Genomic DNA, 14,528 nt, shown 5'->3' with positions numbered 1-14,528 from the left:
GCTTGTCAAAAATCATTGATGGAGCTATATTTTATCTATGTTTGGAAGGTATAAAAAACGTTCGCATATTTCAGATGCTAAAATTAGAGAGATTTTGAAGTGTTTCTGCTTGGATTTAACAGCGACAAATACGAGTAAAATAACTAATGTTAGCAGAGTAACAATTAACCGCTATTTTGATAGATTTCGTAAAATAATTCTATTATCTGATGAAAAATTCTTAGCATCTACTGGAGAGTTTGAACTAGATGAGTCTTATTTTGGAGCTAAACGAGTACGAGGTAAACGTGGTCGTGGTGCAGTTGGTAAAACACCAGTATTCGGTGTTTTAAAACGCGATGAACATAATAAAGTCTACGTTTCTATTGTACCAAACTGCTCTAAAGAGTCCTTAATGCCTATAATACAAGGCAAAATACTCGAAAGCAGCACAATCTATACTGATGGATGGAAAGCATATGATGGGCTTATTCTAAACGGTTATGATCACTATCGTATTTATCACTCTCACAATGAGTTTGCTCGTGGTAAAAACCATGTTAATGGTATAGAGTCATTTTGGTCTTTCTCTAAAAGAAGACTTGCAAAATTTAACGGATTAAGTGATGATAAGTTTGTTTTACATTTAAAAGAGTGTGAATTTAGGTGGAATAACAAAGATAATGATTTATATAAAATCATGTGTACTTTAGTAAGAAAATTTAGTGCTAAAGTTATCTAGACCCTAGATAATTATAAAAAAGATGTTCAAGATTTTTTTATCAGCAATGGCGTATCAACTGAACAGCAGTTACAAAGTTTTGATGTCACAGATTATACTGACATTGGTAATGAAAATACCAATGTTATGAGTGATATAGTTGGGCATAATGGTAGAATCGTAGGTGTAAGCAATATCAATGGAAAAACCTATCAGATAGCTCTTTCACCGAGCATTGAAAACAATACTTTTAAATGGACTTGTTCAGTATCTATAGTTGAAGAAGAGTCTAGTATTAATGATGGCTACTTTGGGCTTAATTTTGAATTTTATAATAATAGTGGTTCTTATGTGGCTCCTAGTAGTAGTATCTTACCAAGCGGTTGCAATGCATCTAGCGAAAACCAAGATAGTGATTATGAAGCATATAAATCGCAAAGAGCAAATTTTGATAGTGCCTTAATGAATGGTCATAGCAATGCTGTCACAGCATGGCAAAATAGAACAACAGAAGCTTTAGCACAAGATAGTCAATACAGTGACCTTATAAGTGCTATGAGCTCAGCTGAAAGCAATGCAGATACTGCTTTCAGTGATTATCAAAAATATCAAAACATACAAAGTAATCAATCTAATTTAGACTACTATCAAGGACTAATTGATAATGCTGCAGATGGTGTTGATACAACATCTTGGCAAAATAGTGTCGACTACTACCAAGGTAGAATTGATAGTACACGAGCGACAATGTCTAGCCAAGCAGGCAGCAACTATAACAATGCTACAGAAGCTGCTGAATACTTCAACCAACAAAGAGACATCTATGATACAAATAGGCAAGATGCAAATGCAAGATCTTTAGAGCTTCAAAATGAACAAAGAAATGTATCTAGTTCAATCAATAGTATTGAAAGTCAGGGATTTGATAGTGACTATAATGGCTCTTATGAGCAATATAATAGTGCCATGGATTCACTACAATCTAGTCTTAATAGTTCAGTAAATGTTGAAAGACTAGATACTAACCAAGCTGAAAACATATCTCCAAGCGCTTTTACTCAAACTTCTGATAAATATAGCTCTTGGCAGTATAATCAAATTAGAAGTTAAAATTTTAATACTACTAACCCTAATTATACTGCACTTTGTATCTATGTTCTCATAACTCAAATATAACATTGCTACAAATCATGTATATACCTGTTTATATAAATCTAAAAAAAGTGGTGGTGCAAACATCAATAAAAAATGGGGTAAATAAAACCAAAAGATTCACACCTAATTGGGAATGAATGGTTTTATTTTACATGACTCATTCTAATTAACCATATATTTATATCATAAACCCAAAAGCTCTCTAGCATGTGATAGAGTATTTTCTGAAATATCTACTCCCCCTACTATTTTAGCTATTTCTTCAATACGCTGTTGCTGATTTAGTTCGATAATTTTTGATTCTGTAGTATCTTTGAGATACTTCTTAGTAACATGCAAATGTGTATGACCTTGAGCTGCTACCTGTGGCTGGTGTGTTATACACAACACCTGTAGTCTCTCTGACAGCTTCTTGAGCAATTTGCCAACTATCTCTGCAGTAGCCCCTGATATACCGACATCAACCTCATCAAAAACTAGAGTTGGATAAGATCTCTTAGCAGCTGATACAGCCTGAATTGATAACCCTATCCTACTTAGCTCACCACCTGATGCGACTTTTCTAACTGGTGCTAATTGTTCACCAAGATTAAAATTAATCATAAATTGACACTCATCTATACCTTTAGATGTCTTACTCTGAGATGACAAAATCTGTACTACAAAACTGCCTTTAGGTATATTTAGCGAACGAATATTTTTTTCAACTTGTTTAGAGAACTCTTTTGCTGCCATTTGACGTGCTTGGCTTAGCTCTTTAGCATAATTATCATATTCTTGCTCAAGCTTTTGCTTTTGTTGATTAAGTTGTACTAGCTTCTCACCATCTTGACTAAAGTTTTCTAACTCACTATGCAGCTCTTGGATATACTGATACATATAGCTAGGTTCAACCTTATGTTTACGCGCGAATTCATATATCTCACTCATTCTTTGCTCAACTTTTGCTAGCTCTTCTGGATCTTGCTCTAGAGATTCCAGTCTAGTCTGTGCCTCATCATAGCTTTCTTGAGCATACACCTTAGTTTGTGAAATCAGCTCCTGAAGGTTTTTGAAAGATACTTCATCAAGTTTAGATACTTCTTTTTCAAGATCCGTTAACATCGCTATAACATTAACATCAGCATCATACATTAAGTTTGAAATATAGTTAAGACTATAACCAATATCATCAACACTTGAGAGATCTTTTTGACGCTGGGATAACTCTTCAAACTCATTCTCTTCTAGATTTAATCCCACAAGCTCATCAAGCTTATACTCCAAGAGTTCACGCTGGCTATTTTGTCCATCTACATACTCCTGAAGCTCTGATATTTCTGCATTGACTTTTTGTAACTGATAAAAAGCTCCAGAGACTTTTTTTAAAACTTCATCATTATTTGCAAAACTATCTAATAAGCCCAATTGTGATTTAGGATCAAGCAAATCTTGATGAGAGTTCTGACTATAAATATTTATAAGCTTATCTGAGATTTTTTTGACATCTGTAGCCTTAGCAACACTACCATTTATAAATAAGCGACTTTGTTTAGACTTATTAACCACTCTTCTAAATGTACATTCATCATTCTCATAATCAACAAAAAGTTCATCTAATAGTCTTTTTGCTTTCTGATTATCTTTGATACAGAATGTCGCTGAAACTTCAGTTACATTACCATCTTGTAAAAATGTCTTCTCTAACCTCGCACCAAGTACAAAACTCAAAGCATCAAGTAAAATTGACTTGCCGGCTCCTGTCTCTCCAGTTAGAACAGTCATACCCTCTCTAAAGTCAATTTCTGTAGATTTTATAATCGCAAAATTTTTAATAGCCAGATGTTGTAGCATACTAATATCACCCGAAATATTGTAACCCCTTCATTATATATACTTTTGTAGAAATTCTAAATTTATTAATAATCGAAAAAGGCATTCGATCAAATAGCTGGTAATAAATAACAAGTAACAAGTTCAAATAATTAGCTTATTTTTACTAATTTATAATTTTTTAAGCTTTGAAAATATATTATAATCAAATTGTATATCTTAACCAATGTCAAACAAAAAGGATTTACTAAATGCAATTATCAAGAAGAGTTAAGGCTATGCAAGCCTCTCCTGTACGTAAGTTAGTGCCGTATTCTATAGCAGCTCAAAAGCAAGGCAAAAAGGTTTACCACCTAAACATAGGTCAACCTGATATCAAAACTCCTAGTGAGTTTATGGATGCTATCAGAGCTTTTGATGAAGAGACTATCGCATACTCAGTAGCTAACGGTGAGCCTAGCCTAATCAAGGCAATCTCAAAATACTACAAAAGATTCGGTATGGATTTTGCTGAAGACGAGATCTTAATCACAAATGGTGGCTCAGAAGCATTAATATTTGCAGCGATTGCTGTTTGTAATGCTGGCGAAGAGATACTTGTACCAGAACCTTTTTATACAAATTACAATGGTTTTACAACTGCAGTTGATGTAGCAATTAGACCAATCACTACAAAAGCTGAAGAAGGTTTCCACTTACCTTCAAAAGAAGAAATTCTAGCATGTGTAACTGATAAAACTCGTGCTATCATGATCTCTAACCCTGGTAACCCTACTGGTGTTGTATACTCTAAAGAAGAACTAGAAACTTTGGCAGAAGTAGCTAAAGAGAAAGACTTATTCATAATAAGTGACGAAGTTTATAGAGAATTCACTTATGATGGTCTTACTTGTACATCTTTTGGTAATATTAAAGGTGTTGAAGATCGTGTTATCATCGTTGACTCTGTATCTAAGCGTTACAGTGCTTGTGGTGCTAGAATTGGTTCTCTTTGTACAAAAAATAAAGAGTTCATCAAAGAAGTTACTAAACTATGCCAAACTAGACTATGTGTACCTACTCTTGAACAGATTGGTGCTGCAGCTCTTTATGAAGTATCTGAAGATTACTTAAAAGAAGTAAACACAGAATACCAAAAAAGAAGAGATATAACTTTTGAAGCTCTTTCAAAAATGGATAATGTAGTTTGTGAAAAGCCTACTGGAGCTTTTTATGTAATTGCTAAACTTCCTATTGATGATGCTGAGAAGTTCGCATTATGGTTACTAACAGACTTTGAAGATAATAAAGAAACAGTAATGGTTTCTCCTGCTGGGGATTTCTATGCAACTAAAGGTCTTGGTAAAGATGAAATAAGAATTGCATACATCTTAGAAGAAAAAGCTCTAAAAAGAGCTCTTGAGCTTCTAGATAAAGCTATCAAAGCTTATAACAACAAGTAATTTATTTTCTAAGTTTTTCCTATAATTTCTTATCTAACAAATTTACTATCAAACATCGATAATGAATTAATCTAAAGACTGTTGATTTAATCATCAAGTCATTCACGAGAATGTCCGCAGGAAATAAATATATAGAGAATTTAAAAAGTAACTACTGTTCTTATATTGTTATGCATATTTTCAAAGCCTTTATTAATATCTTCTATCTTAATATTTGAAGTAATAAGACTATCAATATCAATACGACCATCCATATACCAATCAACAATCATTGGCACATCTGTTCTGCCACGCATACCACCAAATGCTGAACCCTTCCAAGTACGACCTGTTACAAGCTGGAATGGTCTAGTAGATATCTCTTCACCAGCTCCAGCAACGCCTATTATCACACTTTCACCCCAGCCTTTGTGAGCACACTCCAAAGCCTGACGCATAACTTTTGTATTGCCAATACACTCAAAGCTATAATCAGCTCCGCCTCCTGTTAAACGGATTAAATACTGCACTAAGTCTTCATCAATTTCATTAGGGTTAACAAAATCTGTCATACCATATTTTTCTGCTAATGCTTTCTTATCATTATTAGTATCAACACCAACAATCTGCCCTGCTCCAACTAGCTTAGCGCCTTGAATAACATTTAGACCAATCCCACCAAGACCAAATACAACAACACTAGCACCAGCTTCAACATTTGCTGTTTTAACTACAGCGCCAACACCAGTTGTCACTCCACAGCCGATATAGCAAACTTTATCCAAAGGCGCATCTTTACGAATCTTAGCTACAGCAATCTCCGGTAGAACAGTATAATTTGAAAAAGTTGAACAACCCATATAATGAAAAATCTCTCTACCATCTTGAGTAGTAAACCTTGAACTACCATCTGGCATAAGACCTTTTCCTTGAGTTTCTCTAATTGCTTGACACAAGTTTGTTTTAGGATTTAAACAGTACTCACACTCTCTACATTCTGGAGTATACAAAGCAATAACATGGTCACCAGGTTTAACAGATGTTACATTTTTGCCAACTGCTACAACTTCACCAGCTCCTTCATGACCTAATATAGCCGGAAAAAGTCCCTCCGGATCTCTACCCGAAAGCGTATATGCATCTGTATGGCATATCCCAGTAGCCTTAATTTCAACTAGAACTTCATTATCTCTTGGTAATGCCACATTTACTATCTCTACAGATAATGGAGCGCCTGCTTTATATGCTACAGCTGCTTTTGATTTTATACTCATCAGTAAATCCCTAATGATTGATTTAAATTAGCTATAAGGTATATTTTAGATGATTAGAGATTCAATAAGAATTTTTTTATGGAAAATAAAGAATTAACCGCGATTATAAATATCTTCTAAGCGTACAATATCATCTTCACCAAGATAGTCACCAACTTGAACTTCGATAATTTGAATATCACTATCTGTGAAGTTCTCTAATCTATGCACCGCTTCTTTAGGGATAAAAATATGCTCGCCAACATTATATTCTTTGACACTTTCATCAACAGTTATAGTTGGTTTACCTGTTACCACTACCCAATGCTCAGCCCTTTTGAAATGCTTCTGTAAAGATAATTGTCCTTTAGGCTTTACAGTGATTATTTTAGTTTGACTCTTATCTGTAAAATTAATTGTTTGATAAGTTCCCCAAGGACGCTCATAGACTTTACCAACTTCATTTAAATTAGACATACCAACTCCTGTGTCTAAGGTATTTTTTATCTAAACAACATTATCAAATAAAACTATTATTAATTCAAGTTTTCACTAGGTGTAAATTTTAATTGAGAAATTTTAAAAACAGGTCTATAATTCGCTCACCTCATACATGAAGTACGTGAGAATACAGAAATCATATCTAAGTATTTTTGTATGAGTTTATTGCTTTGAATTACGATAGCAACTAACTATCCACTAAAATTCAAAGCGCTAAAAAAACCAATAAACTAAAAAAAAAATAATAATCTGTATTTTCAGGTACTTTGTGTAACAATTTTTGGAGGTAGTGTTATGGCATTAGCTAAAACTCTAAAACCTCGCCACATTGAGCTAATAGCTCTTGGCGGTATTATTGGCTCCTGTTTCTTTTTAGGTACAGGGTATGTTCTCTCAGAAGTTGGTCCAGCAGCTATCATAGCATATATATTAGCCGGTATAATTGTGTACTGCGTTACGCTATGCTTGGCTGAGTTAACGGCAAATTCGCCAAACTCCGGATCGTTTATTCACTATACTGCAAAATACGTCTCTCCTTCAATAGCGTGCGGTATGGGATGGTCATACTGGCTTAACTGGATAATTTATATTCCTTCGGAATGTATAGCTGGCGGAATAATCATGCATACATTTTTGCCCTCTGTACCAACTTACCTGTGGGCAACTCTGTTTGGGCTATTTATAACAATCATAAACCTTACTAAAGTTAAGCTCTTTGGTGAGATTGAGTTCTGGTTAGCTCTTATAAAAATCATAGCTCTAGGACTATTTAGCTTAGTTGCTATACTTATATTTTTCAATATTATCAATAATGATACTGGTGGTGTACTAGGTAGCACTTATATTGTTGGTGAAGAGGGTTTTTTTCCTAAAGGAAAATTAATCCTAATCACAACAATGGTCATATTACTAGTAAATTTCCAAGGCTCTGAAATCATTGGATTAGCTGCAAGTGAATCTAACGATGCAGGAAAGCAAATGCCTAAAATTGCTAAACATGTAGCAGTAAGAATTGTAGGATTATATGTAATCCCAGTATTCCTGTTAGCAACAATTTTTCCTTGGCAACAAATGAATTTAAGCGACTCTGTATTTGCTACAGCACTACAACACTATCACCTTGATAAATTTGCTGGAGCATTTGCATTTGTAGTACTTGTAGCTGCATTTTCATGTGCAAATAGTGGCTTCTATGCAGCTGTTCGTTCTCTATATGGATTATCTAGAATGAGAATGGCTCCTAGTATTTTTAGAAAATTAAATAGCTCTTCAATACCGCATTATGCTGTATATGTCAGTATAGCTGGAGTATGGATATTTTTGATACTTTCATTTAAGCTAACTGCTTCGGCTGCGTTTACAAACCTACTTGCTATGTCAGGCTTCACCGCTACAATCTGCTGGATCTGTATATGTTGGTCACAATATAACTTTAGAAAGCAAATGGTACAAAAAAATGCTGTTGAAAAAATGGTATTCAAAACGCCATTATTCCCATACATACCTCTTTTTGGAATTTGGATACAAGTGTTATGTTTAGTACTAACACTATTTAACGAAGATATAAGAGGAGCTTTTTATTTTGGTGCTCCAGCGATGATTATCCCTTGTTGTGTGTATTTTTTTATCTCAAGAAGAAAAAGTACAAAAATAATCAAAGAGCCTATTTTTTTGAAAAAGGTATTTTAAGCATACTTAAAAGAGGTTGAGTAATTTTAGAATCTCTATAATTATTTAATCCTATATCCATTTCAATATGTCCTTTCTTAGGCTGAGCAATATAAGTGCCCATTATCTTATCCCACCAAATTAGATTAAAACCGAAATTAGAGTTTGTTTCAGCAAGTATTGTAGAGTGATGTACCCTATGCGTATCTGGTGTTACCATAAACAATCTCAAAAATTTATCAAACGATTTTGGTAAGCGAATATTGCCATGATTAAACAACGAAGTACCATTTAAAACAATTTCAAAAATGATAACTGCTAATACAGGTGCTCCAATAAGAAATATTGCCATAAATTTTATTAACATTGACAAAACTATCTCTACAGGATGAAAACGTAGTCCTGTGGTAACATCATAATCCAAATCAATATGATGAACCTTATGAAATCTCCATAACAATGGTAAATAGTGAAATAATAAATGCTGAAGATATATTGTAAAATCTAGAGCTAAAAAAGCTACTACAATCTTAAACCAAGCAGGTATATCAAAAAGATTCAATAATCCTAAATTATATTGCTGACAAAATATAGCCACTCCAACAGCAGCTGTAGGAAATAAGATTCTTAATATCAAAGTATCTAAAAACACTAGCAATAGGTTATTAAACCAACGAGAGACTTTAGAAATCTTTAGTTTGCGCATAGGAGCGACAATCTCCCAAATAGAAATCCCAAGAAGAATAAATAGAAAAAAACCTAACCTAGCTATAACCTCATAACTCATAATCTAATCCGTAATAACCCCACACCACATTCTAGTGCCTCCACCTCCTAGAGGTTTTGGAGTATCTGAGTAATTATCGCCTCCTTCATGAATCATCAAACTATGTCCCTCAAGCTCTTCTAAAGAATCAAGTCTTGGTGCTACTACAGGTTCAGTCGCTGTACCATCAGCATTTACAACCAGCTCTGGTAAATCCCCTTTATGTCCATTGTCATTATAAGGACCAAGATGTTTACCAGTATTATCAGGATCCCAATGCCCACCTGCAGCCATACCACCATCATCACAACTAGGATTAATATGGATATGCATACCGTGTACACTTGACGCTGGTAAATTATATAAATAAGGAGTAATAAGCATACCCTCTTGCTTACCATCATGAATATAAGGAGATATTGTAACCGTGCCTACTTCTTTTTGAGTTTTAACATCTTTCATATGGACAATTAATTCAAAATCATGATTAAGGTCATACTCTTTCTTCTCAGGCATAAGTGAACAATTCACCAACAAAAACGTAATCATCCCAACACCTAATAATTTATAAACATTATTCATATATACACCTCTAAAAATTGTAGTTTATACATTTACAATCATACAAATATTTATTTTTTTAATCCATAGTTTAAATTGCAATTAATGTTATCAACTATAAAAAAATATATAATCTAAAGTATGTTGCTAAGAGGAGAATTTTATGAATAAAATACTATCGATCATTTTTATGATTATTCCATTAATTAGCTTTGCAGATACACCTAGTTGGCAAAATTTTGATAAACAAAAAGCCTTGGCTAATCTAAGTAAACAACAATACTATGTAACTCAACAAGGTGGTACTGAAAGAGCTTTTAATAACGAATATTGGAATAACCATAAACAAGGTATTTATGTTGATGTGGTATCTGGTGAACCTTTGTTTAGCTCTACAGATAAGTATGATTCTGGAACTGGGTGGCCAAGCTTCACAAAACCTATAGATAATTCATTTATCAAAACTAGAAATGATAATAGCTGGTTTATAAGTAGAACGGAGGTTCTGTCTAAATATGCAAACTCTCATCTAGGTCATGTCTTTGATGATGGTCCGCAACCTAGCGGCAAAAGATATTGCATGAATTCCGCAGCTTTGCGATTTATACCTAAAGAAGATATGCAAAAAGAAGGTTATGGTAAATATTTATACCTATTCAAATAAACCTTTGATGTAATTATTTGTTAAAACTTTAATAAGTGCTATCATTTAAATACATTATGTTTAAATAAGGATAGAGGTAATGGACAGTATATTTTTTGGCCAAATTATTTTTAATATCTCTATCATATTATACTGTGTCCAGTTTATTCCACAAATAATACACAATTATAAAAACAAAAACTCTCTATCTAATATTAGTGTATTAACTCAACTTGGAATTTTCATAACCGTATTATGTGACATTATACAAACCATTAGTTTTGGATATGAATGGCAGTATGCAACAGTTGCCATAATATATTTAATAGGAGTATCCATACAACAGCTACAAATTTCTATTTTTCACAAGAAATTACCTGAAATAGTTAACTTCAGCTTTATTATTCTGTTTATGCTTGCATTGCTTGCGATGGGTTCTGATAATGAAAAAATATATAGTTTAATAGAATACATTGGCTTTATTGTAAATACATTGTATTGGTTACCACAAATTTACAAAAACCATAAACAAAAAAGAGCTGACGGTTTTTGCTTATGTTTTATATTGATAGCATTAATAGGAACTAGCCTTTATATAGCAAGTAGTTTTATACTCTCATGGGGACCAACATTTACACCAAATGCATTAATAATTCTTCCTGCATTGATAATACTTTTAGTACAGAAATTTTATTACAAAAAATAACTCTTGTATTACAATGATTATCCAATAATAGCTAGATTTTAGTTAACTACGACCATATAATTTATTAATAAATTAAATATTGAGTTTAATAAATTTATTACGCATGGAACTATCAACCAACACTCAAGAACTTAGTGAACTAATCCTAAATATATCGCTCGTAATCTTTTTGATACAATTTGTTCCTCAGGTTGTGCACAACTCAAAAAATAAAGAAGCTCTAAATAATATAAGTATGTTTACTCAATTTAGTCTACTTATTTTTACACTTTGTTGTATTGTACAAATAGTTAGTCTAAACCTTGATTGGAGATTTCTAGTTATCGCCATGGGTTGTCTAATTGGAATCACAATACAACAATTACAAATATCTTTTAATAACAAAAGAATGCCTGAAGTAATCAATTTGGTTTTTGTGATGCTAATTACAATTGCAATATTAGCTATTCGCTATAAACCTAATATTATGTATACAATCACAACTATTCTTGCAGTGTTGATATGCTTTATATACTGGTTACCTCAGACATACAAAAACCACAAGCAAAAACTTTTTACAGGATATTGCTCACCATTTATTATCTTAGCTTGGTTAGGACTTTTGTGCCTCGTAATTAATAGCTTCTTGCTTTGCGCGCCACCAAGTATAAGAATAGGACTGATTGCAGTAACTGTAACAATACCTTTATTAATTGTTCAAAAACTGTTCTATAAAAACTCAAAAACCTAACAGAAACATCTTTAAACTAAAAAATCTAAAAATCCTAATATATAAAAAGCTAATAAGTTTAATCTTACATACTAGGGCAATATTAGAAACAAAGAAGCTTTTTGTCTAAAATGAATATTAGATTAGACAAATTTAGTTATCATTTATGCTATTATAAAAAAATACACTATTTATTATTGTTGACTATGTCAGGAAATACTTTTGGTAAAATTTTTACAGTAACAACATGTGGCGAGAGCCATGGTGATTCACTTGCAGCGATTATCGATGGTTGCCCAAGTAATATCCCTCTCTGTGAGGCAGATATACAACTTGAGCTAGATAGACGTAAACCAGGTCAATCAAAATTTACAACTCAACGCAAAGAGCCTGATGAGGTTAAAATCATCTCGGGTGTTTTTGAAGGTAAAACTACAGGAACTCCAATAGGTCTGATAATAAAAAATCAAGATCAAAAATCAAAAGATTATGGCGAAATAAAAGATAAATTTCGCCCAGGCCATGCTGATTATACATATTTCAAAAAATATGGAATTCGTGATTATCGTGGTGGCGGAAGATCTTCTGCTAGAGAGACAGCAATGCGTGTAGCTGCTGGTGCAATAGCAAAAAAAATACTTAAACATCATGGCATCGAAATTTTTGGCTTCTGTTCCCAAATTGGTGATCTCAAGATCGACTTTATAGAAAAAGATTTTATTAATCAAAATCCCTTTTTCATAGCTGATAGAGATGCTATTACAAGCTGTGAAAGCTTAATTCATAATATTCGTAAACAAGGAGACTCAATCGGTGCAGAGGTTACAGTCATTGCTACTGGCTTAGAAGCAGGGCTTGGTAGACCAGTTTTTGATAGGCTTGATGCTACTATTGCTTACGCTATGATGAGTATTAATGCTGTAAAAGCAGTCAGCATTGGCGATGGCTTCGACTGTGTTGCTCAAAAAGGCAGCGAACATCGCGATGAAATAACTCAAAAACAAGGTTTCTTAACAAACCATGCCGGGGGAATATTAGGTGGTATATCAACAGGGCAAGATATTATTACTAAACTTGCTTTTAAACCAACATCAAGTATTTTACAACCTGGTAAAAGTATAGATATAAATGGCGATGATACTACAGTTATCACAAAAGGCAGGCATGATCCTTGTGTTGGTATTAGAGGTGTTCCTATAGCTGAAGCAATGCTAGCATTAGTTTTGATAGATGAATTGCTAATCACAAATTCCTATAGGAGGTGAGTATGACCCAAGCTGAATTTTGGAGCCTATTAATAGACTGGGGATATTTAGCGGTCATACTAGCAGTCTTTATAGAAGGTGAAATATTTCTAATTATGGTTGGTATAGCAACAGCTGCTGCTATGTTTAATTATCCTCTAGTTATTTTGGCTGCTACAATAGGAGCTATACTCCATGACAACACAATATTTACTATTTCGAAATTCATGGGGGAGAGAATTCTTACAAAGAAGGCTTCTTGGCATTATAAAGCTCAAAAATCTTTGGAGATTTTAGACAAACATGAAACATTAGCAATATTAAGTATAAGATTTCTATATGGCTTGAGAACAGTTACTATTTTGATTGTGGGTATTAGTAAAGTAAAAAGAGCTAAATTTATGATCTTAGATGCTATAAGCAGTTTTATTTGGTCAACTATATATATCTCTTTAGGATATATATTTGGCAATGCTTTATTACAAATAGTAAATAAAGCAAATATTAAATTGTGGATATATGAGCATAAACTTTCATCGTTATTTATTCTCATATTTATCTCAAGCATCATATACTATGGATATAGAAAATTTCGCTCAAAAAGGGCTAAGAGGCACATAAAATGAGTAGATTAGATCTCCTAAAAAAAACTTCCTCTACTAGTCAAAAAAAGACTAGTACTAAAAGTAGTCCTCGAGGTGGAATGTTAGGACAAAAGTCACAACAAAACTCAGATGATTTAGCTGATGATTTATTATTAGAAGATGATTTTGAAAATGACTTGATTGAGACTACCGCTGATACGTATGACACAGATGATGATATCAGTGATGATATCGATATCGATGATGAAAATGTGAATATTATTGAAATTGATCTAGGCGAAACTAAAGGACTTGATATAGATCATTCGATCATAGATGAAGATAGTGACAATAGTGAAATTATTGATGACGATAACATAACTAATGATGAATTAATTAATACAAATGATGAAGACAGTGATGACTCTAGCGAAATAGTTGAAGGGCATACAGATGTTGACTATAGTGAAAACGATATTAAATTTGAAAAAGAATACTCTTTTGATCATCGTGAACAACTATACAATCACTTTGTTAAATTAATTAAAAATGGTGGTCTAGAGATTAGTAGCTCAAAACTATTACATTTAGATGATATAGTAAGAATATCTGTAACCTTATCTGAACTAAAAGAACAAGTTGGCTGCGAAGGTCGTATTATTTCTGTTTTCCCACCAAGTATTTCACTTAATAATGAAAATACAGAAAGATATCGCTATATAGTACAGTTCATAGGCCCTAATGCTTCTGAAACAGAGAGAGTGCTTTCTAAATATCTATTAGGTTATAAGGCAAAGTAAATTGA

General features: G+C 33.0%; 14 protein-coding genes and 1 pseudogene. 10 read left to right on the top strand and 5 right to left on the bottom strand.

Translation table 11 applies throughout. From position 1 onward, the window contains the following. Positions 1-37: 37 nt before the first annotated feature. Both IMS64_RS01770 and IMS64_RS09795 read left to right on the top strand, forming a co-directional pair. A complete protein-coding gene (locus tag IMS64_RS01770) occupies positions 38-721 on the top strand; it encodes an IS1595 family transposase (protein WP_200404587.1) in 684 nt (227 codons plus the stop codon). Then, positions 722-1,810, top strand: a pseudogene (locus tag IMS64_RS09795) (pilin); the annotation flags it as partial. It abuts the gene before it with no gap. 228 nt (positions 1,811-2,038) lie between these two features. On the opposite strand, the gene recN reads toward IMS64_RS09795, so the two are convergent. Continuing rightward, complete coding sequence (recN, locus tag IMS64_RS01760) at positions 2,039-3,688, bottom strand: DNA repair protein RecN (protein WP_211490719.1); 1,650 nt, start codon at positions 3,686-3,688, stop codon at positions 2,039-2,041. A 230-nt stretch (positions 3,689-3,918) separates the two neighbouring features. Between recN and IMS64_RS01755 the strand changes: the two genes are divergently transcribed. Beyond that, the gene (locus IMS64_RS01755) at positions 3,919-5,109 is read left to right on the top strand and encodes a pyridoxal phosphate-dependent aminotransferase (protein ID WP_004286435.1); all 1,191 of its coding nucleotides are present in this window, start codon (positions 3,919-3,921) and stop codon (positions 5,107-5,109) included. Between the two features lie 140 nt (positions 5,110-5,249). Here the strand turns inward: IMS64_RS01755 and IMS64_RS01750 are convergent, their stop codons facing one another. Further along, positions 5,250-6,362, bottom strand: a complete 1,113-nt coding sequence (locus IMS64_RS01750; RefSeq protein ID WP_211490718.1) for an S-(hydroxymethyl)glutathione dehydrogenase/class III alcohol dehydrogenase — start codon at positions 6,360-6,362, stop codon at positions 5,250-5,252. Between the two features lie 93 nt (positions 6,363-6,455). After that, complete coding sequence (locus IMS64_RS01745; RefSeq protein ID WP_012279917.1) at positions 6,456-6,818, bottom strand: phosphomannose isomerase type II C-terminal cupin domain; 363 nt, start codon at positions 6,816-6,818, stop codon at positions 6,456-6,458. Positions 6,819-7,136: 318 nt separating this feature from the next. Between IMS64_RS01745 and IMS64_RS01740 the strand changes: the two genes are divergently transcribed. Next, a complete protein-coding gene (locus tag IMS64_RS01740; protein WP_211490717.1) occupies positions 7,137-8,531 on the top strand; it encodes an amino acid permease in 1,395 nt (464 codons plus the stop codon). Here the strand turns inward: IMS64_RS01740 and IMS64_RS01735 are convergent. Together IMS64_RS01735 and IMS64_RS01730 are read right to left on the bottom strand one after the other, a co-directional pair. Further along, complete coding sequence (locus IMS64_RS01735; RefSeq protein WP_211490716.1) at positions 8,506-9,297, bottom strand: sterol desaturase family protein; 792 nt, start codon at positions 9,295-9,297, stop codon at positions 8,506-8,508. The genes IMS64_RS01740 and IMS64_RS01735 overlap by 26 nt on opposite strands. A 3-nt stretch (positions 9,298-9,300) precedes the next feature. Then, positions 9,301-9,858 carry a superoxide dismutase family protein gene (locus IMS64_RS01730; protein ID WP_211490715.1) on the bottom strand — a complete coding sequence of 186 codons (558 nt, stop codon included), beginning with the start codon at positions 9,856-9,858 and terminating at the stop codon, positions 9,301-9,303. A gap of 142 nt (positions 9,859-10,000) precedes the next feature. On the opposite strand from IMS64_RS01730, the gene msrB reads away from it, so the two are divergent. From msrB to IMS64_RS01700, 6 genes are all read left to right on the top strand, one after another. After that, positions 10,001-10,501, top strand: a complete 501-nt coding sequence (msrB, locus tag IMS64_RS01725) for a peptide-methionine (R)-S-oxide reductase MsrB (RefSeq protein ID WP_211490714.1) — start codon at positions 10,001-10,003, stop codon at positions 10,499-10,501. A gap of 79 nt (positions 10,502-10,580) precedes the next feature. Then, entirely contained in the window at positions 10,581-11,186 is a 606-nt protein-coding gene (locus IMS64_RS01720) for a PQ-loop repeat-containing protein (RefSeq protein ID WP_042516857.1), read from the top strand. 103 nt (positions 11,187-11,289) lie between these two features. Further along, entirely contained in the window at positions 11,290-11,916 is a 627-nt protein-coding gene (locus IMS64_RS01715) for a PQ-loop domain-containing transporter (protein ID WP_200162504.1), read from the top strand. Positions 11,917-12,101: 185 nt separating this feature from the next. Beyond that, a complete protein-coding gene (gene aroC / locus IMS64_RS01710; RefSeq protein ID WP_035737703.1) occupies positions 12,102-13,160 on the top strand; it encodes a chorismate synthase in 1,059 nt (352 codons plus the stop codon). 2 nt (positions 13,161-13,162) lie between these two features. Then, positions 13,163-13,765, top strand: coding sequence for a DedA family protein (locus IMS64_RS01705; protein WP_012279925.1), 603 nt, complete (start codon positions 13,163-13,165; stop codon positions 13,763-13,765). Continuing rightward, entirely contained in the window at positions 13,762-14,523 is a 762-nt protein-coding gene (locus IMS64_RS01700) for a PilZ domain-containing protein (RefSeq protein ID WP_211490713.1), read from the top strand. Before IMS64_RS01705 ends, IMS64_RS01700 begins: the two co-directional genes overlap by 4 nt. Positions 14,524-14,528 lie beyond the last annotated feature (5 nt).

Origin of the sequence: Francisella philomiragia (assembly GCF_018135955.1) — a bacterium.
Taxonomy (GTDB): domain Bacteria; phylum Pseudomonadota; class Gammaproteobacteria; order Francisellales; family Francisellaceae; genus Francisella; species Francisella philomiragia.
This window is presented reverse-complemented; position numbering and strand designations above follow the sequence as displayed.